Origin of the sequence: Pseudomonas sp. CCC4.1, from assembly GCF_035019225.1 — a bacterium.
In the GTDB taxonomy this organism is placed as follows: domain Bacteria; phylum Pseudomonadota; class Gammaproteobacteria; order Pseudomonadales; family Pseudomonadaceae; genus Aquipseudomonas; species Aquipseudomonas bubulae.
On record NZ_JASJWL010000069.1, the window covers coordinates 1 to 25,027 of the forward strand.

At 58.3% G+C, this 25,027-nt stretch carries 24 protein-coding genes and 1 tRNA gene; 12 read left to right on the forward strand and 13 right to left on the reverse strand.

Annotated elements, in window-relative coordinates; genetic code table 11:
* Both QN377_RS19960 and QN377_RS19965 read left to right on the forward strand, forming a co-directional pair.
* On the forward strand, positions 1-340 hold a 340-nt coding region (locus QN377_RS19960), incomplete at its 5' end, for a CoA transferase subunit A (RefSeq protein ID WP_323567656.1).
* 2 nt (positions 341-342) lie between these two features.
* On the forward strand, positions 343-972 hold the full coding sequence (locus QN377_RS19965; RefSeq protein WP_095019809.1) for a CoA transferase subunit B: 630 nt from the start codon (positions 343-345) through the stop codon (positions 970-972).
* 135 nt (positions 973-1,107) lie between these two features.
* Here the strand turns inward: QN377_RS19965 and fdxA are convergent, their stop codons facing one another.
* Together fdxA and mutS are read right to left on the reverse strand one after the other, a co-directional pair.
* Positions 1,108-1,431 (reverse strand): ferredoxin FdxA, encoded by a 324-nt coding sequence (fdxA, locus tag QN377_RS19970; protein ID WP_016779762.1) that lies wholly within the window; start codon positions 1,429-1,431, stop codon positions 1,108-1,110.
* A 129-nt stretch (positions 1,432-1,560) separates the two neighbouring features.
* Positions 1,561-4,140: a DNA mismatch repair protein MutS gene (gene mutS / locus QN377_RS19975; RefSeq protein ID WP_095003014.1), complete on the reverse strand. Its 2,580-nt coding sequence runs from the start codon at positions 4,138-4,140 to the stop codon at positions 1,561-1,563.
* Positions 4,141-4,328: 188 nt separating this feature from the next.
* Here mutS and QN377_RS19980 point away from each other — a divergent pair, with 188 nt between their 5' ends.
* From QN377_RS19980 to recX, 5 genes are all read left to right on the forward strand, one after another.
* Positions 4,329-5,054, forward strand: coding sequence for an XRE family transcriptional regulator (locus QN377_RS19980; RefSeq protein ID WP_095019810.1), 726 nt, complete (start codon positions 4,329-4,331; stop codon positions 5,052-5,054).
* 280 nt (positions 5,055-5,334) lie between these two features.
* A complete protein-coding gene (locus QN377_RS19985) occupies positions 5,335-5,679 on the forward strand; it encodes a phage holin family protein (RefSeq protein WP_095003016.1) in 345 nt (114 codons plus the stop codon).
* A gap of 22 nt (positions 5,680-5,701) precedes the next feature.
* Positions 5,702-6,232 (forward strand): CinA family protein, encoded by a 531-nt coding sequence (locus QN377_RS19990; RefSeq protein ID WP_370824754.1) that lies wholly within the window; start codon positions 5,702-5,704, stop codon positions 6,230-6,232.
* A gap of 83 nt (positions 6,233-6,315) precedes the next feature.
* Positions 6,316-7,422: a recombinase RecA gene (gene recA, locus QN377_RS19995; protein WP_016779767.1), complete on the forward strand. Its 1,107-nt coding sequence runs from the start codon at positions 6,316-6,318 to the stop codon at positions 7,420-7,422.
* A gap of 8 nt (positions 7,423-7,430) precedes the next feature.
* Complete coding sequence (gene recX / locus QN377_RS20000) at positions 7,431-7,898, forward strand: recombination regulator RecX (RefSeq protein ID WP_095003018.1); 468 nt, start codon at positions 7,431-7,433, stop codon at positions 7,896-7,898.
* 167 nt (positions 7,899-8,065) lie between these two features.
* On the opposite strand, the gene QN377_RS20005 is transcribed toward recX, so the two are convergent.
* Both QN377_RS20005 and QN377_RS20010 read right to left on the reverse strand, forming a co-directional pair.
* A complete protein-coding gene (locus QN377_RS20005; protein ID WP_095003019.1) occupies positions 8,066-9,181 on the reverse strand; it encodes a TIGR00730 family Rossman fold protein in 1,116 nt (371 codons plus the stop codon).
* 207 nt (positions 9,182-9,388) lie between these two features.
* Complete coding sequence (locus tag QN377_RS20010) at positions 9,389-9,799, reverse strand: PA3611 family quorum-sensing-regulated virulence factor (protein WP_095003020.1); 411 nt, start codon at positions 9,797-9,799, stop codon at positions 9,389-9,391.
* 207 nt (positions 9,800-10,006) lie between these two features.
* On the opposite strand from QN377_RS20010, the gene QN377_RS20015 reads away from it, so the two are divergent.
* From QN377_RS20015 to QN377_RS20025, 3 genes are all read left to right on the forward strand, one after another.
* On the forward strand, positions 10,007-10,762 hold the full coding sequence (locus tag QN377_RS20015; protein ID WP_095019812.1) for a tRNA-uridine aminocarboxypropyltransferase: 756 nt from the start codon (positions 10,007-10,009) through the stop codon (positions 10,760-10,762).
* Positions 10,763-11,065: 303 nt separating this feature from the next.
* Positions 11,066-11,716: a response regulator transcription factor ErdR gene (gene erdR / locus QN377_RS20020; RefSeq protein WP_095003022.1), complete on the forward strand. Its 651-nt coding sequence runs from the start codon at positions 11,066-11,068 to the stop codon at positions 11,714-11,716.
* A gap of 75 nt (positions 11,717-11,791) precedes the next feature.
* Positions 11,792-12,154, forward strand: a complete 363-nt coding sequence (locus QN377_RS20025; protein WP_016779774.1) for a diacylglycerol kinase — start codon at positions 11,792-11,794, stop codon at positions 12,152-12,154.
* Here QN377_RS20025 and QN377_RS20030 read toward each other — a convergent pair.
* Positions 12,151-13,077: a LysR family transcriptional regulator gene (locus tag QN377_RS20030; RefSeq protein WP_095003023.1), complete on the reverse strand. Its 927-nt coding sequence runs from the start codon at positions 13,075-13,077 to the stop codon at positions 12,151-12,153. The genes QN377_RS20025 and QN377_RS20030 overlap by 4 nt on opposite strands.
* Before the next feature lie 117 nt (positions 13,078-13,194).
* On the opposite strand from QN377_RS20030, the gene fpr reads away from it, so the two are divergent.
* The gene (gene fpr / locus QN377_RS20035) at positions 13,195-13,974 is read left to right on the forward strand and encodes a ferredoxin-NADP reductase (RefSeq protein WP_019827846.1); all 780 of its coding nucleotides are present in this window, start codon (positions 13,195-13,197) and stop codon (positions 13,972-13,974) included.
* A 121-nt stretch (positions 13,975-14,095) separates the two neighbouring features.
* Here the strand turns inward: fpr and tsaA are convergent, their stop codons facing one another.
* From tsaA to rimO, 5 genes are all read right to left on the reverse strand, one after another.
* Complete coding sequence (gene tsaA / locus QN377_RS20040) at positions 14,096-14,791, reverse strand: tRNA (N6-threonylcarbamoyladenosine(37)-N6)-methyltransferase TrmO (protein ID WP_095019814.1); 696 nt, start codon at positions 14,789-14,791, stop codon at positions 14,096-14,098.
* Between the two features lie 134 nt (positions 14,792-14,925).
* Positions 14,926-15,387 carry a DUF1456 family protein gene (locus QN377_RS20045; protein ID WP_095003025.1) on the reverse strand — a complete coding sequence of 154 codons (462 nt, stop codon included), beginning with the start codon at positions 15,385-15,387 and terminating at the stop codon, positions 14,926-14,928.
* Positions 15,388-15,467: 80 nt separating this feature from the next.
* Positions 15,468-16,178, reverse strand: a complete 711-nt coding sequence (locus QN377_RS20050) for an rRNA pseudouridine synthase (protein ID WP_095019815.1) — start codon at positions 16,176-16,178, stop codon at positions 15,468-15,470.
* A 71-nt stretch (positions 16,179-16,249) separates the two neighbouring features.
* Positions 16,250-16,714, reverse strand: a complete 465-nt coding sequence (locus QN377_RS20055) for a GNAT family N-acetyltransferase (protein ID WP_095019816.1) — start codon at positions 16,712-16,714, stop codon at positions 16,250-16,252.
* 104 nt (positions 16,715-16,818) lie between these two features.
* Positions 16,819-18,159: a 30S ribosomal protein S12 methylthiotransferase RimO gene (gene rimO / locus QN377_RS20060; protein WP_086795996.1), complete on the reverse strand. Its 1,341-nt coding sequence runs from the start codon at positions 18,157-18,159 to the stop codon at positions 16,819-16,821.
* Positions 18,160-18,463: 304 nt separating this feature from the next.
* On the opposite strand from rimO, the gene QN377_RS20065 reads away from it, so the two are divergent.
* Positions 18,464-20,365 (forward strand): potassium transporter Kup, encoded by a 1,902-nt coding sequence (locus QN377_RS20065; protein WP_322213386.1) that lies wholly within the window; start codon positions 18,464-18,466, stop codon positions 20,363-20,365.
* A gap of 170 nt (positions 20,366-20,535) precedes the next feature.
* On the opposite strand, the gene QN377_RS20070 is transcribed toward QN377_RS20065, so the two are convergent.
* From QN377_RS20070 to QN377_RS20080, 3 genes are all read right to left on the reverse strand, one after another.
* The gene (locus QN377_RS20070; RefSeq protein ID WP_095019817.1) at positions 20,536-21,816 is read right to left on the reverse strand and encodes a virulence factor family protein; all 1,281 of its coding nucleotides are present in this window, start codon (positions 21,814-21,816) and stop codon (positions 20,536-20,538) included.
* A complete protein-coding gene (gene mprF, locus QN377_RS20075; protein ID WP_095019818.1) occupies positions 21,816-24,458 on the reverse strand; it encodes a bifunctional lysylphosphatidylglycerol flippase/synthetase MprF in 2,643 nt (880 codons plus the stop codon). Before mprF ends, QN377_RS20070 begins: the two co-directional genes overlap by 1 nt.
* 259 nt (positions 24,459-24,717) lie before the next feature.
* A tRNA-Met gene (locus QN377_RS20080) sits at positions 24,718-24,794 on the reverse strand.
* Between the last annotated feature and the right edge of the window lie 233 nt (positions 24,795-25,027).

Consider the following 25,027-nt stretch of genomic DNA (forward strand, 5'->3'; position numbering starts at 1 on the left):
AGATGTGTATAAGAGACAGTTCTTTACCAAGACTGGCTACGGCACGCTGGTAGCTGAAGGCAAGGAAACCCGGGAGCGTTCACTGCGCGCCGATGTAGCCCTGGTCAAGGCCTGGAAGGCCGATACCTCTGGCAACCTGCTATTCAATAAAACGGCACGCAACTTCAACCCTTTGGCGGCCATGGCGGCCAAGGTGTGTGTGGTGGAAGTGGAAGAGATTGTCGAGGTTGGCGAGATCGAGCCCGATCAGGTGCATTTGCCCGGGATTTACGTACAACGGCTGGTGCTCAACGCTGCGCCGGAAAAACGTATTGAACATCGCACTGTGCGGAGCGCCTGACCATGGCCTGGACTCGTGAAGAAATGGCGCATCGTGCCGCCCAAGAACTGCAGGACGGTTTCTACGTCAACCTGGGTATCGGTTTGCCCACCCTGGTGGCGAACTACATTCCTGAAGGTATGGATGTGTGGTTGCAAAGCGAAAATGGCCTGCTGGGCATTGGTCCGTTTCCGACTGACGATGAGGTCGATGCCGACCTGATCAACGCCGGCAAGCAAACCATCACGACTTTGCCGGGGAGCAGCTTCTTCAACAGTGCCGATTCGTTCGCGATGATTCGTGGCGGTCATATCAACTTGTCGATTCTGGGGGCGATGCAGGTGTCCGAGAAGGGCGACCTGGCCAACTGGATGATCCCCGGCAAGATGGTCAAGGGCATGGGCGGGGCGATGGATCTGGTAGCCGGGGTCAAGCGCGTTGTCGTGCTGATGGAGCACACGGCCAAGGGCGGCACCCATAAACTGCTTAAACAGTGTGATCTGCCGCTGACGGGCGTGGCCGTGGTCGACCGGATTATCACCGACCTGGCCGTGCTGGATGTGACCGGGCAAGGACTCAAGCTGGTGGAACTGGCGCCGGGAGTCACCCGCGAGCAGCTTCAAGAGGCTACGGGCTGCGCAATCAACGGTTAGGAGCCAAGCCTCTCGTAGCAACTGCCGTAGGAACGAGGCTGCTGCTACGCAGACGGCTGCCTTCTAGTTTTAAAGTGTTTTCGCCGGGTCAAATACGCAAAAAGCCCCAAAAGGGGCTTTTTGCTTAAACGTGAATCAGCGTTCCAGGTCGACGATCTTGCCTGGTTTGCCATCCCACTCGGCCGCGTCCGGCAGAGGGTCTTTGCGTTCAGTGATATTTGGCCAGATTTCAGCCAGCTCGACGTTCAACTGAATGAAATTCTCCATGCCGGCAGGCACTTCATCTTCAGAGAAGATCGCCTGTGCAGGGCATTCAGGCTCACAAAGCGCGCAGTCAATGCACTCATCCGGGTGAATCACCAGGAAGTTCGGGCCTTCGTAAAAGCAGTCCACCGGACAGACTTCTACGCAGTCGGTGTACTTGCACTTGATGCAGTTGTCGGTGACGACGAAGGTCATTTCTAATTCTCTCCTCAGGCGGCGGCAGCGAAGCCCTTCCAGAACGGGTTCGCCGGGTTCGGGAGTGATATCTAAAGACCAGGCTAAAAGGTCAGTAGCATCCCGAACCGCGCGCGATTCTAGCAGCTTTTAAAGGCGTGTCTTTAATGTGTAGAGCAAATCGAGCGCTTTACGTGGCGTCATGTTGTCCAGATCGGCCCTGGAAAGGTCATCCAGCACCGGGTGCGGCAGGCTGGCAAACAGGTCGCTTTGTTGTGGCGCAGGCTTTTTGCCAGGCTTCGCAAGTGGTACTTCATGGGGCAGGCTGGTGGTCTCCAGGCGGCTCAAATGCTCGCGGGCACGGCTGATGACTTCACTCGGTACCCCCGCCAGTTGCGCCACGGCCAGGCCATAACTCTGGCTGGCCGGGCCCGGCAGAACATGGTGCAGGAACACGATACGTTCATTGTGCTCGGTTGCGCTCAAATGCACGTTGGCGACCAGCGGTTCACTTTCGGGCAGTACCGTCAGTTCGAAGTAGTGCGTGGCAAACAAGGTGTAGGCGCGCAACTGGGCCAGACGTTCTGCTGCAGCCCAGGCCAGGGACAGGCCGTCAAAGGTACTGGTGCCACGACCCACTTCGTCCATCAGCACCAGGCTGCGTTCGGTGGCGTTGTGCAAAATATTGGCGGTTTCGCTCATCTCGACCATAAAGGTCGAACGGCCACCTGCCAGGTCATCACTGGAACCGATCCGGGTAAAAATCCGGTCAACCAGCGACAGCTCGCAACTGGCTGCTGGCACAAAACTGCCGATATGGGCCAGCAATACGATCAATGCAGTCTGGCGCATATAAGTCGATTTACCGCCCATGTTAGGACCGGTAATCACCAGCATGCGGGTGTTGTCATCCAGCCCCAGGTCGTTGGCCACAAACGGCGTAGTCAGCACTTGCTCGACCACCGGGTGGCGACCCTGGCTGATGCGCATGCACGGCTCTTCAACAAAGCGCGGGCAGTTCAGGTCCAGGTTCAGCGCACGCTCGGCCAGGTTGCTCAGCACATCCAGCTCGGCCAGGGCGGCGGCGGTGTCCTGCAGCGGTGCGAGGTGGCCGATCATCTCTTCGAGCAATGCCTCATAGAGCATTTTCTCACGAGCCAGGGCACGGCTCTTGGCCGACAGGGCCTTGTCTTCGAAGGCTTTCAGCTCAGGGGTGATAAAGCGTTCGGCGCCTTTGAGCGTCTGGCGGCGGATGTAATCGGCCGGAGCCTGTTCGGCCTGTTTGCTTGGCAGCTCGATAAAGTAGCCGTGGACCCGGTTGTAACCGACCTTGAGATTGGACAGGCCGGTGCGGGCTTTTTCCCGGGCTTCCAGGTCAATCAGGAACTGGCCGGCGTTTTCGCTCAGTGCCTGCAACTCGTCCAGCTCGGCGTCATAGCCGGTTTTAAGCACGCCGCCATCGCGGATCACCGCGGGTGGGTTGTCATTGATGGCTTTTTCCAGCAGTGCGCCCAGTTCGGGGTAGGTGCTGGTGATCGTGGCCAGTTGCTGCAAGTGCGGCGCTTCGAGGCCAAGCATGGCGTCTTGCAGTTCCGGCAGCGCGTTCAAGGCATCACGCAGGCGGGCCAGGTCGCGGGGGCGCGCGTTGCGCAGGCCGATACGGGCCAGGATCCGCTCCAGGTCACCGATTTCCTTGAGCTGTGGCTGCAGCTTTTCAAAGCGATAGCCATCGAGCAGGCAGGTAATTGAAGACTGGCGCGCCAGCAGCACGCTCAAATCGCGCAACGGACGGTTCAACCAGCGGGTCAGCAAGCGGCTGCCCATCGAGGTCTGGCAACGGTCGACCACCGATTGCAGGGTATTGTCTCGACCACCGGCCAGGTTGGTGTCCAGCTCCAGGTTGCGGCGGCTGGCGCCGTCGAGCACCACGGTGTCGTCCAGGCGCTCATGGCGCAGGCTGCGCAAGTGGGGCAGGGCCGTGCGCTGGGTTTCCTTGGCATAGCTGAGCAGGCAGCCTGCAGCGCCGATGGCCAGGGTCAGGTTTTCGCAGCCAAAGCCTTTTAGATCCTGGGTTGAGAACTGCTGGCACAGGCTTTTCAGGGCCGAGTCACGCTCAAAGTCCCACGGCGCACGGCGACGAACGCCACGACGTTTTTCCGCTGGCAGGCCTTGTGGCCAGTCATCCGGGATCATCAGCTCAACCGGGTTGATGCGCTCAAGCTCTGCCAGCAGGTTTTCCCAGCCCTTGATCTCCAGCACCGAGAAGTTGCCACTGGTGATATCCAGCACGGCGAGGCCAAACAGACGCTCATCGCCCAGCACCGCGGCAATCAGGTTGTCGCGGCGCTCATCCATCAGCGCCTCGTCACTGACGGTGCCCGGGGTGATGATGCGTACGACCTGACGCTCAACCGGGCCTTTGCTGGTGGCCGGGTCGCCGACCTGCTCGCAGATCACTACCGACTCCCCCAGCTTGACCAGCTTGGCCAGGTAACCTTCGGCCGCATGGTAAGGGATCCCGCACATCGGAATCGCCTGCCCGGCAGACTGGCCACGTGCCGTGAGGGTGATGTCCAGCAGTTTGGCGGCTTTCTTCGCGTCTTCGTAGAAGATTTCGTAGAAATCGCCCATGCGATAAAACATCAGCTGGTCAGGGTGCTGGTTCTTCAGGCGCCAGTACTGCTGCATCATCGGTGTATGGCTGGACAGGTCGGAAGTATTTTTACTCATCAGGACTTAGGCGGATTCGTTCAGAAGTGGGGGAAAGGCAGGCCGTGGCCTGAGGTTTTCGCAATGGGCGCAAGGTTAACATGTCAGCCCCTTGCATCTACAGGTGCGCACCGGGCGCGCTGACTGGCTGCTATAAATAGAAGAAATAGCATTTGCCATCAATAAACACGGCCAGCACTATTGCCGCCATGTCAAAACGAACTGTTTCAACCGTCCTTAAAGAGCTGCTGGCCCGGCACGGTATCAGCGCGATGGCGCTTCACCGCAGTACGGGAGTACCGCAACCTACGTTGTCGCGAATATTGAGCGGCAAAATTGCCGATCCTTCCGACAGGCATATCTCCAAAATCGCCGAGTATTTCCACATCAGCACCGATCGCTTGCGCGGCCGGGAGGATGTGCGGGTGCCTGAAATCGAGCTACGTCACCCAGAGTTGCGTGATATTTGCCTGTGGGATGACGACACCCCGGTGGCGGACGATGAAGTGTCCATTCCATTTTTGCGTCAGGTTGAACTGGCCGCCGGCTCAGGGCGCTTTGCCATTGAGGAGAGCGAACGCGCCAGGTTGCGTTTCGGCAAGCGCAGCCTGCGCCATAACGGCGTGGAGTTCGATCAGGCCAAGTGCGTGACCGTACGCGGCGACAGCATGCTGCCAGTCCTGCGCGATGGCGCAACGGTGGGAGTCAATGCGGGCAAACGTACCCTTGACGAAGTGGTTGATGGCGACCTGTATGCGGTCAATCACAATGGCCAGTTGCGGGTGAAACAGGTGTATCGCCTGGCGGGCGGTATTCGTTTGCGCAGTTTCAATCGCGACGAGTTCCCGGATGAGGACTACGCCTACAACGATCTCGAGGATGAACAACTGGTCATTCTTGGTCATGTGTTCTGGTGGGGCATGTACGCCCGCTAACCATAAGTCTTGGAACACCCTGTGGGAGCGAGCCTGCTCGCGAATCAGCTTTCGCGAGCAGTATTTTCACCCAACCAACAGACAATTCTCACCGTATTTGCAGGTCTTGGCCGACTTGTTGAAATTGTCCGAATAAATATATGCACTGGTGCATTGACTGTATATCCATACATGCATAGTCTTTATTCCATTGCGGCCAACGATGGATCTCAGGCAGGGGTATGACGTTTCAGCCAGACCGGAAATTGGCGCTTATCAATAAGGACACAGGAGTGATCACATGATGAATGAACCGCAAGTCTTACTGGAAATGCCGGTTTTACTGGTCATCCTCCTTGCCTTGGTAGGCGGCGTTTTTGGCGAGATGTGGCGGGCAGACAAGGACGGCACCAGCGGATGGCCACTGATGCGGCGCCTGGCGTTGCGTTCGGGCGCGTGCGTGGTGTGCGGTGTCTCGACCTTTATGCTGCTGTACTCGGCCGGGATGTCGATTCTGGCCGCAGGGGCCCTGGGTTGCCTGACCGCACTGGCCGGTGCAGATGCGGCAATCAGCCTGTACCAGCGCTGGGCCGCGAAGCGGCTCGGGGTAGACGCTGCGCCCGGTGACTCGCGGATCGAGCCGTAACAGGCGCTTTTTGGTGTAGGTTATGGCGCAGACCCGCCATCAGGAGAGGACAGTGGATCAAATATCTCAACTTGCATCTGAACTCGGGCTGCTGTTAAAGGCTCTCAATGCCCAGGTGACAACCGCCGAGTCCTGCACCGGTGGCGGCATTGCCGAGGCCATCACCCGTATTGCCGGCAGCTCCGCGTGGTTTGAGGCAGGGTTTGTGACCTACTCCAACCAGCAAAAGACCCGGCAACTGGAGGTTCCCGAGCCTTTATTCACCCGGGTGGGGGCGGTCAGCCGCGAGGTGGTCGAGGCGATGGTGCAGGGTGCGCAGGCCCAAAGCGGGGCGCGATTTGCCGTGGCGGTCAGTGGTGTGGCCGGGCCGGGGGGCGGTTCGCCCGAGAAGCCGGTCGGCACCGTGTGGCTGGCGTGGGGCGCCGGCGACGAGGTATCCAGCGAGCGCAGGCACTTTGCAGGCAACCGCGATGAGGTGCGCCGGCAAACCGTGATTGCCGCTCTGGAAGGTTTAATACGCCGAACGGTACGAGAAATAAAAAATCAGGGGTAGGCGATCCTCTAACCCTGTGGAATAATACTGGCTACTTATACAGTTATCGGCCGTCGGGCCTTATTGATTACGAGAGGACTTTAATGGACGACAACAAGAAGAAAGCCTTGGCTGCGGCCCTGGGTCAGATCGAACGTCAATTCGGCAAGGGTGCCGTGATGCTGATGGGCGACCAGGAGCGTCAGGCAGTCCCGGCGATCTCCACCGGCTCGCTGGGTCTGGACATCGCACTGGGCATTGGCGGTCTGCCAAAAGGCCGTATTGTTGAAATCTACGGCCCTGAGTCGTCGGGTAAAACCACACTGACCCTGTCCGTGATTGCCCAGGCGCAAAAGGCCGGTGCTACCTGCGCCTTCGTCGATGCCGAGCACGCCCTTGATCCTGAGTACGCTGCCAAACTGGGCGTAAACGTTGATGACCTGCTGGTTTCACAGCCTGACACCGGCGAACAGGCACTGGAAATCACCGATATGCTGGTGCGTTCCAATGCGGTTGACGTGATCATCATCGACTCCGTTGCTGCACTGACGCCAAAAGCTGAAATCGAAGGCGACATGGGCGATACCCACGTTGGCCTGCAAGCCCGTCTGATGTCGCAAGCGCTGCGTAAAATCACCGGTAACATCAAGAACGCCAACTGCCTGGTTATCTTCATTAACCAGATCCGCATGAAAATCGGCGTGATGTTCGGCAGCCCTGAAACCACCACCGGTGGTAACGCACTGAAGTTCTACGCTTCGGTACGTCTGGATATCCGCCGCACCGGCGCCGTAAAAGAAGGCGATGTGGTGGTGGGTAGCGAAACCCGCGTGAAAGTGGTCAAGAACAAGGTGGCACCACCGTTCCGTCAGGCTGAATTCCAGATCCTGTACGGCAAGGGTATCTACCTGAACGGTGAAATGATTGATCTGGGCGTACTGCATGGCTTTGTTGAAAAAGCTGGCGCCTGGTACAGCTACAACGGCAGCAAAATCGGTCAGGGCAAGGCCAACTCCGCCAAGTTCCTGGACGATAACCCGGACATCAAGGATGCGCTGGAGAAGCAGCTGCGTGAGAAGTTGCTCGGGCCAAAAACCGATGCCGAACTGGCAGAACTGAAAGTCATGCCAAAAATGAGCAAGGCTGCCAAAGAAGCTGCAGCGCTGGCTGAAGCCGAAGAAATGGAAAACGCCACCGACGGCGATAACTGATCACTGCCATGATTGCCGTCCTGGATACCCCCGTCGCGGTGCGACGGACTGCAATGGATCTGCTCGCGCGACGCGAGCACGGTCGAGTCGAGCTGACGCGCAAGTTGCGTCAGCGCGGCGCTTGCCCCGACATGATCGACGCTGCCCTTGACCGTTTGACGGAAGAGGGGCTGTTGTCCGAGTCTCGTTACCTTGAAAGCTATATCAACTACCGTGCCGGTTCCGGTTATGGCCCTTTGCGAATTCGTGAAGAGCTTGGCCAGCGTGGGCTGGTGCGTGGAGATATAGAGGAGGCGTTGCGAGAATGCGGTTTCGACTGGCAAGAGCGACTGGAAGAGACCTGGCGCCGCAAGTTTTCCGGTCAGTTGCCCGCTGATGCAAAAGAGCGTGCCCGCCAGGGGCGCTTTTTGAGTTACCGCGGTTACCCGCTTGAAATGATCGGCCGCCTGTTAAGCGGCCGAGAGTTTGATGACTGAAGCTGTTGGCGCTCGTACCCTTTAAGGTTCGGATTCAGTGGGCGCCACAAAACCTGTGGGAGCAGGCTTGCCTGCGAAGGCAGCAATGCGGTTTGCCTGCCAGATCGTGCCGCCTGCATCGCGAGCAAGCCCGCTCCCACAGTACCAGCCCACTTACCAATTCCGGCTTAATCAGCCAGCGACTCGTGCATCTGCGCCGTAGGCGCATTATCAGTTGCAGCCCAGTTTTGCGGCAGGTTGATAAAGTCGACCAGTTCGCGCAGCCGTCCCTGATTGCGCCCGCTAAACGCAAAGCCCAGGCAGGTCAGGTGGTTGAGTTTTGGGTCGTCATGTTCAAAGTGGCAGTATTGCTCTTGATGGAAGCCGTCACTCAGGCAGATATCGGCAAACGCCTGCTGTATCTCCTTGAGTGCCTGCACACTGACCGGCCGCTTCATGCGGATCACAAAAGTTTTGTTCAACCAGCGGCTTGAATGGAAGTTGCTGTAGAACTGGTTGATTTCAGCAAGGGCCTCTTCGGCGCTATGCACCAGGCGCATCAACTTCAAATCGTTGGGCAGGATGTACTGGTTGGCTTCCAGCTGGTTGTGAATAAAGTCCAGCGCCCCCTGCCAGAACTTGCCCCCCGGCACATCCAGTAAAACTACCGGCACCAACGGGGTTTTGCCCGTTTGCATCAGGGTGACTACTTCCAGCACTTCATCCAGCGTGCCAAAACCGCCCGGGCACATCACCAGAGCATCTGCTTCCTTGGTGAAAAACAGTTTGCGGGTAAAGAAAAAGTGAAACGCCAGAACATTGGGCGTGCCATTGATGGTGGGGTTGGCCCGTTGCTCGAACGGCAGGGTGATATTGAACCCCAAACTGTGGGCCAGGCCTGCACCTTCATGGGCGGCAGCCATGATGCCAGCGCCGCCGCCGGTAATGACCATCATGTCGGACTTGGCCAGCACGCTGCCCATTTCCCGTGCCAGGGCATAGAGCGGGTGTTCTACCGGGGTTCTGGCCGAGCCGAAGACCGTGACTTTGCGGCGGCCCTTGAACTGCTCCAGGGTGCGAAAGGTTTTTTCCAGTTCGCGAATGGCTTGCAGGGTGATCTTGGCATTCCAGCGATCAAGGTCGTCATGGGCCATGCGCAATACGGTCAGCAGCATCTCGCGGTAAAGCGCCCGGTTAGGGCTGTCGGGTGCAACCCGCTGCAGTTGCTCGTCCACTTCTTGTGCAAGCTCAAGACCCTGCTCCTGGAAAAACAGCGTCAGGGAGTCATTGGATTGATCAGGCATGTATTTCTCCTTCTACGCAACATCCTTGAAAACGCCGCAACCTGAGCAGGCGCTGAGACACTGAGTGTCACAATGATGCTTCGATGATGGTCCTGAGATGTCTTGACTGGCAATAGCTAATTGCCTGACATACATGAAGTTTAGCGGAAGGAGGCAGGGCTGCAGAGCGGGGTCATACGCCGCACGGGGTACGGCGTGGCGGGGGATTTACTTTTTGCGCTGACAGTTTTCAGCGCGGAAATCCTGGATCAGGACCGGGCTGTTGGTTTTGTACTCCCTGAAGCTGTAGCGCAGCGTGGCGCCTTGAGCCATCAGGGTACGGAAACCTGCATTGCTGCACACGCTGCGACCCAGTTGCGGCACGGTCTCTTCTGGGTTGGAGCGCATCTGGGCGGCCAGTGTCGGGCTGGCTTCCAGGTTGTTGATCAGCACAGTGCCGTCTACCGTAAAGCCTTTATCCAGCAGGTCTGCATTGATTGCTCGCGGTTTGCCTTCATTACTTTTCTCTGCAACCTTGAGCAAGGTTTTGTTCAGCTCAAAATCCTTGAGAGAGGCTGCGTGTGCGGCCAGAGGCAGTGCAAGCATTAGAGCGACGGTCGGAATGATATGGCGCAGCATGAATCTCTCCTGATTTCAGTGACGCAGACTTGGACAGGCCATATATCTGTGCGTTCAGTGGCGCGGGAGTATAGGTCAGCATGGCCATGCAGGAAATGCCAAAGGTCATGGAATCGCGCCTCTGGTAAACTTGGCTCCTTTCTATTGTGAATCCGTTTATGCGCCAATTCTGGCGAATGGACGCTTGGCGCCTTTAAAGTAAAAATCATGACCCTGACGACCTTTTCCCCGAATGCTGTAGCCCGTTTACGAGACGAGCGTGAAGAGGAGAGCACCAAGCCCTACCTGGCCCGCGGCTCGCGGGCTCCGCGTTGCCATACCTGCCGTGTGATCGAAAGCCACTGCCTGTGCAGCTGGCGACCCCGGGTCGAGACACGTTCGGGGGTGTGTCTGGTCATGACTAAAAAGGAAGTGTTCAAGCCCAGCAATACCGGCTGGTTGATCGCAGATGTGGTCAAAGATAATTTTGCCTTTATCTGGTCACGCACCGAAACCGACGAAGCCTTGCTGGCGTTGCTGGCCGATCCACAATGGCAGCCGTATCTGGTGTTTCCCGGCGAGTACGTCGCGCCTGAGCGGGTAACGCACACGGTGGATCTGGGCAGCAGCAAGCGCCCGTTGTTTATTCTGCTGGATGCCACCTGGACCGAAGCACGCAAGATTTTCCGCAAAAGCCCGTACTTCGACACCTTGCCGATTTTGAGCCTGCTGCCTGAGCGGCTTTCGCGTTACCGCTTGCGCCGCTCTACCCGCAGCGAGCATCTGTGCACCGCGGAAGTTGCCAGCCTGTGTCTTGAACTTGCCGGTGACTCCCAGGCCTCAAGTGCGCTGGATGCCTACTTCGATGTCTTCAGTCAGCATTATCTGGATGCCAAGAACCAGTTGCCGATCAATGAGTCCAGCGCAGCGCACCAGGAACTGGGCGTTTTTGTAAAAGACCTTCCCCAGAATCGGGCTCAATAGACTAAAGAAGTAGCGCTACAATTTTCCAACAGATGTAAGCGCGCAGCATGGCGGGTTTTTCGATGATGGCGCTCTAAGGGGTTCTACGTGGACCCGGGTGTCAGGTTTTCAGCTTGACCACCCTTGTTTCGCTGGGCATGCTTGGCGCCGATTCGGCTATCGCAGCTGTCAAAACACTTATATTTGCCGACGTTTCGCGTAAATCGCGCCCTTTGACGCACAGTCTTTGAGCTTTTGCTCGAGTTGCCTTAGCGAGTGCTGGAATTGATCAGTGCTCGCCTGAAAAACGGGATCATTTAAACAATGGCCACATACGAAATCCTGATTGCCGACGACCATCCACTGTTTCGCAGTGCCCTGCACCAGGCCGTGAGCCTGGGTCTGGGCTCTGATGTTCGCCTGGTAGAGGTCGCCAGTATTGCCGAGCTTGAAGCACAGCTGGCGGTAAAGGCAGATTGGGATCTGGTACTGCTCGATTTGAACATGCCGGGTGCTTACGGTTTCTCCGGCCTGGTGTTGTTACGTGGCCAATACCCGCAAATTCCGGTGGTGATGGTGTCGGCCCAGGAAGAAGCCTCGATCATGGTGCGTTCCCGCGAGTTCGGAGCCAGCGGATTTATTCCGAAATCCAGTTCGCTGGAAGACATCCAGAAGGCCGTACGTGCCGTACTGGATGGTGATGTGTCATGGCCGCCCCAGGCGTTTGAGGATGTTCAGGTCTCGGCCGAGGCCAAAGCGGCCAGCGAAGGGCTGGCCAGCCTGACGCCCCAGCAGTTCCGCGTGCTGACCATGGTCTGCGAAGGTTTGCTGAACAAGCAGATCGCTTATGAGCTAAGCGTTTCCGAGGCAACCATCAAGGCCCATGTTACGGCGATTTTCCGCAAGCTGGGGGTTCGCACTCGCACCCAGGCCGCGCTACTCTTGCAGCAACTTGAATCAATTTCGAGTCATTAATCTGCGAATCTTCACGCTTTTTTGACGAAGCGTGAACTAGCGTTCCCCTCTCATTTTTTGTGCAGTTGCCTATCTATGTCGCCTTTCAAGGGTAAAACCGGTTTTAAACGGATTTTGAATGCTGGCGGTTACTCGCTGGACGGTTTGCGCGCAGCCTTTACGGGCGAGGCGGCTTTTCGGCAGTTGGTGCTGCTCAACGTGATCCTGATCCCGCTGAGCTTCTTGCTAAATGTGAGCCGCGTAGAGCGCGCATTGCTGATCGCTGTGTGCCTGCTGGCATTGATTGTCGAGTTGTTGAACTCGGCCATTGAAGCGGTGGTTGACCGAATCTCCCTCGACCTGCACCCCTTGTCGAAAAACGCCAAGGACATGGGCAGCGCTGCCCAGTTTGTGGTGCTGACCATGATTGCCGTGGTGTGGGCAGTGATCCTGCTTTAAGCAATGGTTGGCAATACGATCTCGTCGCTGCGCTGAACCCCGGCGGTGAAGGCGCGGCACAGCTCCAGAAATTCGCGCATGGCGGATGTCTGATACTTCTTTTTGTGCCAGATAAAGAAGAACTGCCGGGCCAGATCCAGTTCAGGCGTTTCCACTGCCACCAGGCTGCCGCGCCTGAAAGCGTCACGCAACGCCAGGCGTGAGATGCAGCCAATGCCCAGCCCCGACTCAACGGCGCGCTTGATCGCTTCGGTGTGTTCCAGTTCCAGGCGAATATTGAGCGACGTTTGATGATGGCGCATGGCCTGGTCGAACGTCAGGCGAGTTCCCGAGCCTTGTTCGCGCAAAATCCAGGCTTCACGGGTCAGCTCGTCAAGTGTGGCGCGACCACGAGCCGCCAGTGGATGCTGCGGGGCGCAAAACACCACCAGTTCATCCTCGACCCAGCTCTGCACTTCAATATCCGGGTGGGCGCAATCGCCTTCGATCAGACCCAGATCAATTTCGTAGTGGGCGACTTGTTGCACGATATGAGCCGTGTTCTGAACCACCAGCTTGACCTGACTTTCCGGGTGCGCCTGCATAAAGCTGCCGATCAGCAGGGTGGCCAGGTAGTTGCCGATGGTCAGTGTCGCGCCGACGGTCAATGAGCCAAAACCGGACTTGCCATTAAGCAGGTCTTCGATCTCCTTGGCCTGATCCAGTAATGCGACAGCCTGTGGCAGCAATTGCCGGCCCAGTGCGTTGAGACTCAAGCGCTTGCCGGCACGATCGAACAGCTGGCAGCTGGTCTGGCGCTCCAGTTCGGTGATCGAGGTACTGGCAGCAGATTGTGAAAGGGCCAACAAGCCGGCAGCGCGAGACACGCTCTCTTGTTGGGCTACGGCGACGAAAACCTGGAGTTGTCTGAGAGTAAATCGCATATCGATATAACCGATAACCCTTATCTTGATAATTCAGTTAACAGATATTGTCGCCGCCATTAGAATGCTGTGCAATCGCGCCCATAGTCAGCGCAGGCGAATTTAGGAGCCCCGTACATGAGCAACATGAACCACGAACGTGTCCTCAGTGTTCATCACTGGAACGACACCCTGTTCAGCTTCAAGTGTACCCGTGACCCGGGCTTGCGCTTCGAGAACGGTCAGTTCGTGATGATCGGCCTGCAACAGCCCAATGGCCGTCCGCTTATGCGTGCCTACTCGATTGCCAGCCCGAACTGGGAAGAGCATCTGGAGTTCTTCAGCATCAAGGTGCCTGATGGCCCGCTGACCTCCCAGTTGCAGCACTTGAAGGAAGGCGACGAGATCATCATCAGCAAAAAACCTACGGGGACGCTGGTGCTGGACGACTTGAAGCCGGGCAAGCATCTGTATCTGCTCAGCACCGGCACCGGTCTGGCGCCCTTTATGAGCGTTATCCAGGATCCGGAAACCTACGAGCGTTTCGAAAAAGTGATCCTGTGCCACGGTGTGCGTTACGTCAATGAAGTCGCTTACCGCGAATTCATTACCGAGCACCTGCCGCAGAACGAATTCTTCGGCGAAGCGCTGCGTGAAAAGCTGATCTACTACCCGACCGTGACCCGCGAGCCATTCGAGAATGAAGGCCGCCTGACCGACCTGATGCGCAGCGGCAAGCTGTTCAGCGATATCGGTCTGCCGCCGATCAACCCGCAGGACGACCGTGCCATGTTGTGCGGCAGCCCGAGCATGCTCGACGAGACCAGCGAAGTGCTTAACAGCTTCGGCCTGAAAGTTTCGCCACGCATGCGTGAGCCGGGTGATTACCTGATCGAGCGTGCTTTCGTCGAGAAGTAACAAACGCAGATCGATACAAATGTGGGAGCGGGCTTGCCCGCGATTGTGGAGTGTCAGCCACCGCATGGGTGACTGACAGGCCGTAATCGCGAGCAAGCCCGCTCCCACATTGCGTTTCAGGTCACGGCTTGGGAATCACCTCAAGCACACGGATCAAACCAGGCTCGGGGTAATGCCAGCGTACATCCAGATCCCAGAACTGCGCGCCGTATTCTCGTTCGGCTGTGGGCGTCTGGTAAGCAGGGCGTGGATCTTGCGCCAGGCATTGCTCGATCAGCTCCACCAGCGGCTCCTGAAGGCGCAGGGCTTCCCTGTGGGCCTGTTGCAGGGCGCTGTCGGCCCATTGCACGGGGATCAATACCGGTGCGGCGCTGGCCATGCCATTGCTGGCATCGCTGATGATATCGGCGTAGGGCACATAGGGTTTGATATCCAGAATCGGCGTGCCGTCGAGCAGGTCGATGCCGGAAATCCACAGGCGATTGGCTTCTACCTTGTCCAGCTTGACCACTGACTGGCCGATACCGTTCGGGCGATGGGTGGCGCGGGTGGCAAACACGCCCATCGACTTGTTGCCGCCCAGGCGTGGCGGGCGCACCTTGAGGCGAGGCTTGTCTTCAAGTGCCTGATGAAACACAAACAGCAACCAGACATGGCTGACCTGCTCCAGGCCCTGCACCGCATCGCCCTGGTCAAAGGGTGCGACCAGTTCCAGCACGCCACGGGCGGCCGGTGCCAGTTGTGGCTGGCGCGGGATGGCGAACTTCTCCTTGAAGCAGGAGCGCACAAAGCCGATGGGGGAGACGGTGTAGGGCATGGGAGATATCGGGCTGGTGGGTCAGAACAGGCTCTTGTGGGAGCGGGCTTGCTCGCGATTCAGACGGCTCGGTCAATCTGAATCACTGCGGTGCTGCTATCGCGAGCAAGCCCGCTCCCACAGGAGGTGTGTTTTCAGTCGCGAACGCGCAGGGTCAGGCCCTTGAGGAAGTTGCGTAGCAACTGGTCGCCACAGGTGCGGTAGTTGGTGTGGCCGAACTTGCGGAACAGGGCGCTCAGCTCGGGCTTGGACACCGGGAAGCCCGCAGCCTTGAGGATGGCGTGCATGTCGTCTTCCTTCAGTTCGAAGGCCACACGCAGTTTTTTCAGAATAATGTTGTTGGTCACCGGCAGCTCGACCGGCATTGGCGCACGGCTTTCGTCCTTGCCGCGCTTGAAGATCACCAGGCCATCCAGGAAGTGCGCCATCACGTCGTCAGGGCAACGTACAAAACCTTCTTCTTCGTCTTTTTTCAGGTAGGTCAGTACATCTTCCTTGGTAACTTCCAGGCCACCAAGCTTGATGATTTCGACAACCTTGTTGTCGCTGATGTCGAGCATGTAGCGCACGCTGCGCAGTACGTCGTTATGAATCATTTGGGTAATCCTGATATTCAGCAGTGAGCACCGCAGGCATTGCTGCGGTGTCGAAATGTTCGGGGTAGGGCTGTAAGTCGTTAGAACTTTTCTTTGGCGCTCATATAGCGCCATTGGCCTACGGGCAATTTGCCCATCGACACGCCGCCGATACGAATCCGGCGCATGGAAATCACGGTCAGGCCTACCGCCTGGCAGAACAGGGCAATCACACCTGGTTGCGGATTTTTCATCGCAAAACGCAGGCGGTTTTCACTCTGCCAGCTGGCCTTGACCGCAGGCAGCTCGCGACCCTTGTAGGTCATGCCGTGGTTGAGACGGTTCAGACCGTGGGGGGCCATTTCGCCAGAGACCTCGACCACGTATTCCTGCTCGATCTTGCTGGCATCGGCCGTCAGCTTGCGCACGATCTTCCAGTCCTGGGTAAACACCAGCAGGCCGCTGGCGTTGGCTTGCAGCTCATTGCCAACGCTCAGGCGCAGGAAGTGGCCCTTGAGCGGGCGCTTGCCGAAGCGGTGTTCTTCGCTCAGGGTGTCCGGGCCGATCAACGCCATGGCGCTGTCGGTATCCAGGCCCGCCGGAGCGTTGAGCAAAATGGTCACAGGCTCGGGCGTGGTGGCCTTGGCTTCAGGGTCCAGCTCGACTTTCTGGTTGTCGACCTTGAACTGTGGCTCGTCGATGACTTCGCCATCTACCGTGACCCAGCCACCTTCAATGAACAGTTCGGCCTCACGGCGGGAGCAGCCGACGAGTTCGATGAGGCGTTTGGAGAGACGTATCGGTTCAGACATGACAGGGGCCGTAAAGGAATTGGGCGGCTATTGTACCCGCCTGGCGCCGGTTAAGCCCGGCAACATTTGCCTTATGCACGTGCTGGGCGTTTATACCGCAGGTGCAGCAGGGGATAGGGCTGGCCCATGCCGTCTTTTTCGCAGCGGCCGATCACCTCAAACCCCTGTTTGAGGTAAAAGCCGATGGCTTGCGAGTTTTGCTCATTGACGTCGAGGCGTTCAGCATTCAGTTCATTGATGGCGAACATTAACAGGCATTTGCCGATGCCTTGCCCCCGGTAATCCGGGTGAACAAACAGCATTTCAACCTTGCCGGCCGCGACTCCGGCAAAGCCGGTAATGCGTTTGCTGACCGGGTCCTTGCAGCAGATCAGCATGACGGCGTCCAGATATTGGTCTTTGACCAGGCCGCGCAGAAGTTGAATATAGCTGTCAGGTAAAAAATCATGGGTGGCACGAACAGATGCTTCCCATACGTCGGTTAGTTCGGCGAAGTCCGTAAGACGTGGGGTATGAATGACCCATTGTTGTTGCATCGAGCGTGTCTCCTGACACAGGTGTGGAAGGCAATGGGTTTACGATAGCTGTAAAAAAAGCCCTGGCGCGAGAGCGGCAGGGCTTTTTGCGAGGCAGTCGCGAATTAGATCACTTCAGCCCACAGGTCATATTCGTCGGCGTCGGTGACGCGGCACATGATCTTGTCACCCGGCTTGATATCTTTTTCGGTCGCAATAAATACGTTGCCGTCGATTTCCGGGGCATCGAAGAAGCAGCGGCCTACAGCGCCTTGCTCGTCGACTTCATCGATCAGGACTTCGATTTCCTTGCCGATCTTCATCTGCAGGCGTGCTGCGCTGATGGCCTGTTGATGGGCCATAAAGCGATCCCAGCGATCCTGTTTGACGTCATCCGGCACGATGGCCGCGTCCAGCAGGTTGGCAGGTGCGCCTTCTACCGGCGAGTACTGGAAGCAACCTACGCGATCCAGTTGAGCTTCGGTCAGCCAGTCGAGCAGGTACTGGAAGTCTTCTTCGGTTTCACCCGGGAAGCCGACGATAAAGGTCGAACGGATGATCAGTTCCGGGCAGATTTCACGCCAGTTCTTGATCCGGGCCAGGGTCTTGTCTTCAAACGCCGGGCGTTTCATGGCCTTGAGCACTTTCGGGCTGGCGTGCTGGAACGGGATGTCCAGATACGGCAGGATTTTGCCGGCGGCCATCAGCGGGATCAGTTCGTCAACGTGCGGGTACGGGTAAACGTAGTGCAGACGCACCCATACGCCCAGCGAGCTCAAGGCTTCGCACAGCTCGGTCATGCGCGTCTTGACCGGAGCACCGTTCCAGAAGCCGGTGCGGTATTTGACGTCAACGCCGTAGGCGCTGGTGTCTTGGGAAATCACCAGCAGCTCTTTGACGCCGGCCTTGACCAGGCGCTGGGCTTCGTCGAGCACGTCACCCACCGGGCGGCTGACCAGCTTGCCGCGCATCGACGGGATGATGCAGAAGCTGCAGCTGTGGTTGCAGCCTTCGGAAATCTTCAAGTAGGCGTAGTGACGTGGCGTCAGCTTGATGCCCTGTGGCGGCACCAGGTCGATCAGCGGGTTGTGATCCTGGCGCGGCGGCACCACCTGGTGCACGGCGTTGACTACCTGCTCGTACTGCTGCGGGCCGGTCACGGCCAGTACGCTTGGGTGCACGTCGCGGATATTGCCTTCTTCGACACCCATGCAGCCGGTCACGATGACCTTGCCGTTTTCCTTGATGGCTTCGCCGATCACTTCCAGGGATTCGGCCTTGGCGCTGTCGATAAAGCCGCAGGTGTTGACCACCACGACGTCGGCGTCCTGATAGGTTGAGACGACGTCATAGCCTTCCATGCGCAGTTGCGTAAGGATGCGCTCGGAGTCGACCAGTGCTTTCGGGCAACCCAGGGAAACAAAGCCAACCTTTGGGTTGGCTGGCTTGGTGGTAACGGTGGACATGGCGAACCTCGGTATGTAGTGACGTTACATGCCCGTAAAGGCTGCACGACGAACGGGCGCTTATTGCGCCTCTGATCAAAAAAAGTGCGCAATTTTAGCTATGGTCAACGCACTTGACCAGCGTTATACGGGGATTTGCGACGAGTGCTGCGCTATGCTGCGCGCCGTTGCGAAAGCAGGGTTTTTAACTAACGTGATTTTGTAGGCAGGAGCCGTAGCTAACACTCGGGAAATCAGCGCATGCTGCTGATCAAATGTAGCGCAAGCCATTAAGAAACGCGGTCAATGGTCGTAGGAGTGGTTGATGGGGCAGGCAAGCAGTCAGGCGGCAGAAGACGGTCACTCGAAGGCCAAGCCTATCGGGATGCTGGTTGCAGCGGTCGGAGTGGTGTACGGCGATATCGGTACCAGCCCGTTGTACACCCTCAAAGAGGTGTTTTCCGGCGGCTATGGTGTGCAGGTCAACCATGACGGTGTCTTCGGTATTTTGGCGCTGATTCTTTGGTCGCTGATCTGGGTGGTCTCGATCAAGTACGTGCTGTTTATCCTGCGCGCCGACAACGAAGGGGAGGGTGGCATCATGGCCCTGACCGCACTGGCCAGGCGTGCGGCGTCGCCTTATCCGAAGTTGCGTTCGGTGCTGGTGATCCTGGGGTTGATCGGTGCGGCACTGTTTTACGGCGACAGCATGATTACCCCGGCGATCTCGGTGCTATCCGCCGTAGAAGGGCTTGAGCTGGCATTCGACGGCCTGGAGCATTGGGTCGTGCCGCTGGCCTTGATTGTGCTGGTGCTGCTGTTTTTGATTCAGCGCCATGGCACGGCCAGTATCGGCAAGCTGTTCGGGCCGGTCATGGTGGTGTGGTTTGTGGTGCTGGGCGGCCTGGGGATCCACGGTATCGTTCAGCACCCTGAAGTGCTCAATGCGCTGAACCCGCTATGGGGCGTGCGGTTCTTTGTTTCTCACCCGGGCATGGGCGTTGCCATTCTGGGTGCCGTGGTGCTGGCGCTGACCGGCGCCGAGGCACTGTATGCCGATATGGGCCACTTTGGTCGCAAGCCGATTGCCCGGGCCTGGTTCATCCTGGTGTTGCCGGCGCTGGTGCTCAACTACTTTGGCCAGGGCGCCTTGCTGCTGGAAAATCCTGAGGCGGCGCGCAACCCGTTCTATCTGCTGGCGCCGGCCTGGGCGTTGATTCCTTTGGTCGGGCTGGCCACGCTGGCGACGGTGATTGCCTCCCAGGCCGTGATTTCCGGAGCCTTCTCCCTGACCCATCAGGCAATTCAGCTGGGTTATATCCCGCGCATGCATATCCAGCACACCTCAAGCGCCGAACAGGGCCAGATCTACATTGGCGCGGTGAACTGGTCGCTGATGGTCGGGGTGATTTTGCTAGTGCTGGGCTTTGAGTCTTCGGGAGCCCTGGCTTCGGCTTATGGGGTGGCGGTCACAGGGACCATGCTGATTACCAGTATTCTGGTGTCGGCAGTGATGTTGCTGTTGTGGAAGTGGCCACCTGTTCTGGCCGTGCCTGTGTTGATCGGCTTTTTGCTGGTGGACGGTCTGTTCTTTATTGCCAACGTGCCGAAAATCTTCCAGGGCGGGGCGTTTCCGGTGCTGGCGGGCATAGTGCTGTTTGTCCTGATGACCACCTGGCGCCGCGGCAAGCAACTACTGGTGGATCGTCTTGACGAAAGCGCGCTGCCACTGCCGCTGTTTATCAGCAGCATCCGGGTACAGCCGGCGCATCGGGTGAAGGGGACGGCGGTGTTTCTGACCGCGCGCCCGGATGCCGTGCCTCATGCGCTGTTGCACAACTTGCTGCACAACCAGGTGCTGCACGAGCAGGTGGTATTGCTCACGGTGGTCAACGAAGACTCGCCGCGAGTGCCCGCTTCGCGACGGTTCGAGGTGGACGCCTATGGTGACGGGTTCTTCCGGGTGATCCTGCACTTTGGCTTTATGGATGAACCGGATGTGCCTGAGGCGCTGAAGCTGTGCCATCTTGATGAGCTGGATTTCAGCCCGATGCGCACCACTTACTTCCTTAGCCGTGAGACAGTGATTACCTCCAAACTGGTGGGTATGGCGCGTTGGCGTGAAGCCTTGTTCGCCTTTATGCTCAAGAATGCCAACAGCAACCTGCGCTTCTTCAAGCTGCCGGTTAACCGGGTGATTGAGCTGGGGACGCAGGTCGAGATGTAAACCCGTCCAGGCGCAATAAAAAAGCCCCGGCTCGCGAGAGTCGGGGCTTTTTTGGTTAAGCCGGGGCCTGTAACTGTGGGAGCGGGCTTGCTCGCGATGCAGGCGGCTCGGTGTATCTGGTAGATCGAGTCGTTGCTATCGCGGGCAAGCCCGCTCCCACAAAGGCTGACTTATTGGGCCGTCGCCTGATGTTTCTTGATCAGGTCCACCAGGCGCTGGGCGAGGGCCGGGTAATTCTCGTCGAAGTGATGGCCGCCGGGCAGCTTGAGGCTTTCGCCGACTGCGGTCTTGGCAGTACAGCCGCTTTCATCGACTTCTTCTGCGCCATAGATGCACACCACTTTACTGGCTGGCAGCTTGGACATTTCTTCGCCGGTATCCGCTTCTGCGCCAGCCTTGCCCAGCCAGCCATCGACATGGATCTCAAAACTGCCGCTGCGGGCAAAGGCCAGCAGCATGATCGAGTCGACACGCTTTTGCTCCGCTTCAGGCAGGCGGTTGTAGGTGGCCGGCAAAACATCTGCACCAAACGAATAGCCCACCAGCACAAAGCGCTGGGTGCCCCATTTTTGCCGGTAGTGCTGCATCAGCTCGGTGAGGTCGGTGGCGCTTTGCTCGGGGGTCTTGTGCTGCCAGTAGTAGCGCAGCATGTCGATACCCACCACCGGGTAGCCGATCTTGGCCATCTCGCCCGCCACGTCACGGTCCAGATCCCGCCAGCCTCCATCACCGGAGAGGAACAGGGTCACGGTGCTGTTTTGCTGGCCGGCAGGTACTTCGACCACCGGCATGCTCAGCCCGCCGTTTTCATCGCCCACCAGGATTTTGCGCAGCTCGTTGCTCAGGACTTGTGGGTAGTGAATGTCGTAGTCGCTGATGCTGGTCTGCGCATTCGGTTGATCGCGTACAAAAGCCGCGCTCGGGTCATCAGGGTTGTCGTTCCAGGCCACCAGCCAGTTACCGTGGGTGGCAGTTTTCGGAACGGGCAGTGTGCAGCCGGGTTCTTCCAGCTTGAAACCCACCGATACGGCTTGCGCCTTGTCGTTGGTTTGCGCGGCCAGCCAGCGCCAGGCCAGAGTGGCCCCAGGGCCTATGCCGCTGACCAGGGTTGCAGGCCCCTTGAGCTGCTGTAGCGCGGTTTGCAGTGCTTGCTGTTGCAGGGTGCAGTCGTCTTTGGGCAGGATCACTTGCACCAGTTGCGCCTTGCCTGCGCGGCTGAGGGCCATGAGTTGCTTGTCGTTCAGGGCTTCTTCGGCCGGAGTGGCAATCACCACCCGGGCCTGGGCTCTCTGTCCGGGTGTGACCCTGGTCAGGGTCGAGCCATCGCTCTGGCCCAGGTGTTCAATCGTCGGTTCCGGAGCCGGGCGATTCCACCACCAATAGCCGCCTGCTGCCAGGGCGACCAGAACTATCAAGGCAAGCAACAAAAACCGCCAGGAACGATGTTTCATTAACGTTTCACCAATCCAGTCAAGCCGCCTGCAATCAGGGCGGCGGTATCAGCCAGTGCCACCAGCGGATCAAGTCCGGCGGGTACGGCCATATAACGAGGTTCCCAGTCGGGCTGGAATTTGTCTTTAAAGCGACGCAAACCCTGGAAGTTGTACAGGTGCTCGCCGCGCTGGAACAGCATCGAACCCAAACGTTGGGTCAAGGGTGCGCCGCGACGCGGTTGCAGGCCGGACAGAGGTACCATTCCCAGGCTGAAACGGGCGTATCCATGCTTTTTATAATGCTGAATCAGGCCGACCATCATGAATTCCATGGTCAGTTTCGGCGCGTCCGGGTGGGCACGCATCAGGTCGAGGCTCGACAGCTCATGGCTGTGGGTCTCAAGCAGGTTGGCAAAGGCCACCGGCTTGCCTTCAAAGCGAATGATCGCGATGCGAAAGTGCTTGATGTAGTCCTCGCTGAAGCGCCCGAGTGAGAAGCCTTTTTCCCGCACATTCTTGCCGGTGAGCCAGGCGTCGGAAATGACCTTGAGCTCATCCATTGGTGCCTCACCCGGTTCGTGGATTTCCAGTGATAGGCCGTCACGGGTGCCACGGTTCCAGGTGTAGCGCAGGTCCTTCATCTCTTTGCCCTTGGCTTCGAGATCAAAGCGGTGCAAGTCGACCCGGGCTTCTTCACCGAGCTTGATCGCGGTCAGGCCGATGTCCATATAGAACGGCAGGTTCTCGGCGCGTACCTGATAGAACACGGGGCGGGCATGGACGGTGTCGCACAGGTCGCGAAACTGCCAGATCAACTCGGCACGTTGCTGGGGCGGTCCGATCGGGTCGTACAGCGCCACCAGGCTGCGCCCGCGGCGAGCGTACATCAGGAAGGCGTTGTCGTCGGGGTGGAACAGCAAGGCCTTGTCGCCGGTCAGTGCGAGGCCGCCGTCGGGCTGGTCGGAGGCAAGGATGATCTTGCCGGCCTTTTCCAGTTCGGTGGCATCGGGCAGGTGGATCACCGGGCGGGCGGTGCGCAGCAACCAGGTCAGGGATACGACCACCAGCAGTACCGCGGCACCCAGCAGCGAGCGCAGGCCCCGTGGTGCGTCCGAGTCAAGGGTGAACTGCCACCACAGTTGATGGCTATAAGGAACGTCCTGATAGGCGAACAACAGCAACCAGATCGAGGCGCCCAGTACGCAGACACTGGCCACCAGATATAGCGGTGAAAAGGGCAGTTCGGTCAGGCGGCTCGGGCGGTAGAAAGAGCGGCGGAACAGGCCCAGCAGGCTGGCGGTGAGAACCAGGATAGTGGCTTCCTCCCAGTCGAAGCCTTTCAGCAGGGACAGCACGGCGCCGACCAGCAACAGGATAGTGGTCAGCATCCAGGCGGCGGACAGGCGGCGGCGCAAGCCCTGGGCCAAAAGCAGGCAGAGCACGCCGATCAGGCTGGCGCCAAAGTGCGAAGCGTCGACCAGGCGATGGGGGATCAGAAAACCGATGTGTTCGAGGCGCGTGTCGATTTCCGGTGTGGCACCGGAGAACAGCAAAACCACGCCGGACATGAATACCAGCACGGCCAGTACCGGAGCGGCCAGGCCTGACGCAACCCGCAGGCTTTGGCGGGTGTGAATCAGGCGCTGAGCTTCGGTCATCAGCAGCATCAGGCAGGCAATCAGCAGCGGCAGAATCACATAGATCATGCGATACAGCAGCAGGGCTGCCGCCAATGGTGCGGCGCCGAGCTTGTCGGCGAAGGCTGCCAGCAAGATTGCCTCAAACACCCCGACACCGCCGGGGACGTGGCTGAGCACGCCGGCCGCCAGGGCCAGCAGGTAAACGAGCATAAATGCGCCGAAGGGCGGTGCTTCAGGCAACAGCAGATAGAGCACCGTGGCGGCGGCCGCGACGTCCAGAGCGGTAATGACCAGTTGCAGCAAGGTCAGGCGCGCACTTGGCAGGCGCAATGTGCGGCGGCCGGCCTTGACCAGCAGGTTGTCCGGGATCGGCTGCTCGGGCAGGCGTCGGCGGTAGATTCCTATTGCCAGCAAGGCAAACAGGGCCAGCACCGCAAAAGCGATAGCACCCAATATCCAGGCCGGGATATGCAGGGCGGCGGAGGCTGCGGGCAAATTGCTCAATGTGGCCAGTGCCGCCAGCGGTGGCAGGGCGCAGCCCAGCGATAGGCTGGCAAACAGAGTCATATGGGCGACTTCTGACGCCCCCGCGCCATACCGGGCATAAAGGCGATACCGCACAGAGCCGCCGGACAGCAGCGACAGGCCGATGGCATTGCCAATGGCAAAGGCGGTAAAGCCGCCCAGTGCCAGGGTTTTGGGTGGCAGTTTTACCCCCGCATAGCGGCTGGCTGACCACTCATAACCGAGCAGGATGATAAAACCCGCGGCAGTCGCAGCCACGGCACCGAAGAGGGCGGGCTTGGGAACTTCGAGGATCGAGTCATGCAGGGCGTACAGGTCAAGTTCGCTTAACAGATGGCGACACGCAATCAGTGCTATTGCAAATAACAGCAGCGTGAGCGCGAGCCCAATGGGCTGGCGATACTTGCTCAGCAAATCCAGCCAGCGCAAACGGGTCGCGGCTATGGGGTGGGCTGCTGTAACGGCTTCTTTGGGTTCTGGCGAGTTATCGGGCATCAATCACCTCGTGGATCGTGCGCGATAGGATGGAGGCATAGGCTCAAGTTACCAATCCTTTTGGTCAAAATATTTCTAAATGTGTTCAGCCGTTTGCCTGAGGTTCAGGATTGGTCTGAGAAAAAAGGGTAATTGTTGGCGGACAGCATAGATGAACGGACTTTCAGAAATATGACGTTTAATGTCAATAAACGCTTGCCCCTGACTTTTCGAGCGCGCACAAAAAAGGCCACTCTTTCGAGTAGCCTTTTTTGATGTTTGGTTGCGGGAGCCGGATTTGAACCGACGACCTTCGGGTTATGAGCCCGACGAGCTACCAGACTGCTCCATCCCGCGTCTGTGTGGTGGATTCTACAGCGAATCGTTAAGGTGTCAACCCTTAAATCACGTAACCGCTTGAAATACCCGGTTTTAATCCATTCTCTGCATTTGGCAGGAGGAGGGTAAAAACACCCGGGCACAAAAAAGGCCACTCTTTCGAGCAGCCTTTTAATGTTTGGTTGCGGGAGCCGGATTTGAACCGACGACCTTCGGGTTATGAGCCCGACGAGCTACCAGACTGCTCCATC

Coding starts and splice junctions, on each gene's coding strand:
- QN377_RS20070 (WP_095019817.1), bottom strand. CDS start 21,816: ATGAAACATCGTTCCTGGCGGTTTTTGTTGCTTGCCTTGATAGTTCTG.
- QN377_RS20030 (WP_095003023.1), bottom strand. CDS start 13,077: ATGCGATTTACTCTCAGACAACTCCAGGTTTTCGTCGCCGTAGCCCAA.
- QN377_RS20010 (WP_095003020.1), bottom strand. CDS start 9,799: ATGCTGCGCCATATCATTCCGACCGTCGCTCTAATGCTTGCACTGCCT.
- tsaA (WP_095019814.1), bottom strand. CDS start 14,791: ATGCCCTACACCGTCTCCCCCATCGGCTTTGTGCGCTCCTGCTTCAAG.
- QN377_RS20050 (WP_095019815.1), bottom strand. CDS start 16,178: ATGTCTGAACCGATACGTCTCTCCAAACGCCTCATCGAACTCGTCGGC.
- recX (WP_095003018.1), top strand. CDS start 7,431: ATGATTGCCGTCCTGGATACCCCCGTCGCGGTGCGACGGACTGCAATG.
- fdxA (WP_016779762.1), bottom strand. CDS start 1,431: ATGACCTTCGTCGTCACCGACAACTGCATCAAGTGCAAGTACACCGAC.
- QN377_RS19965 (WP_095019809.1), top strand. CDS start 343: ATGGCCTGGACTCGTGAAGAAATGGCGCATCGTGCCGCCCAAGAACTG.
- erdR (WP_095003022.1), top strand. CDS start 11,066: ATGGCCACATACGAAATCCTGATTGCCGACGACCATCCACTGTTTCGC.
- recA (WP_016779767.1), top strand. CDS start 6,316: ATGGACGACAACAAGAAGAAAGCCTTGGCTGCGGCCCTGGGTCAGATC.
- QN377_RS20065 (WP_322213386.1), top strand. CDS start 18,464: ATGGGGCAGGCAAGCAGTCAGGCGGCAGAAGACGGTCACTCGAAGGCC.
- mutS (WP_095003014.1), bottom strand. CDS start 4,140: ATGAGTAAAAATACTTCCGACCTGTCCAGCCATACACCGATGATGCAG.
- QN377_RS19990 (WP_370824754.1), top strand. CDS start 5,702: ATGGCGCAGACCCGCCATCAGGAGAGGACAGTGGATCAAATATCTCAA.
- QN377_RS20045 (WP_095003025.1), bottom strand. CDS start 15,387: ATGATTCATAACGACGTACTGCGCAGCGTGCGCTACATGCTCGACATC.
- QN377_RS20025 (WP_016779774.1), top strand. CDS start 11,792: ATGTCGCCTTTCAAGGGTAAAACCGGTTTTAAACGGATTTTGAATGCT.
- mprF (WP_095019818.1), bottom strand. CDS start 24,458: ATGCCCGATAACTCGCCAGAACCCAAAGAAGCCGTTACAGCAGCCCAC.
- fpr (WP_019827846.1), top strand. CDS start 13,195: ATGAGCAACATGAACCACGAACGTGTCCTCAGTGTTCATCACTGGAAC.
- QN377_RS20015 (WP_095019812.1), top strand. CDS start 10,007: ATGACCCTGACGACCTTTTCCCCGAATGCTGTAGCCCGTTTACGAGAC.
- QN377_RS20005 (WP_095003019.1), bottom strand. CDS start 9,181: ATGCCTGATCAATCCAATGACTCCCTGACGCTGTTTTTCCAGGAGCAG.
- QN377_RS19985 (WP_095003016.1), top strand. CDS start 5,335: ATGATGAATGAACCGCAAGTCTTACTGGAAATGCCGGTTTTACTGGTC.
- rimO (WP_086795996.1), bottom strand. CDS start 18,159: ATGTCCACCGTTACCACCAAGCCAGCCAACCCAAAGGTTGGCTTTGTT.
- QN377_RS19980 (WP_095019810.1), top strand. CDS start 4,329: ATGTCAAAACGAACTGTTTCAACCGTCCTTAAAGAGCTGCTGGCCCGG.
- QN377_RS20055 (WP_095019816.1), bottom strand. CDS start 16,714: ATGCAACAACAATGGGTCATTCATACCCCACGTCTTACGGACTTCGCC.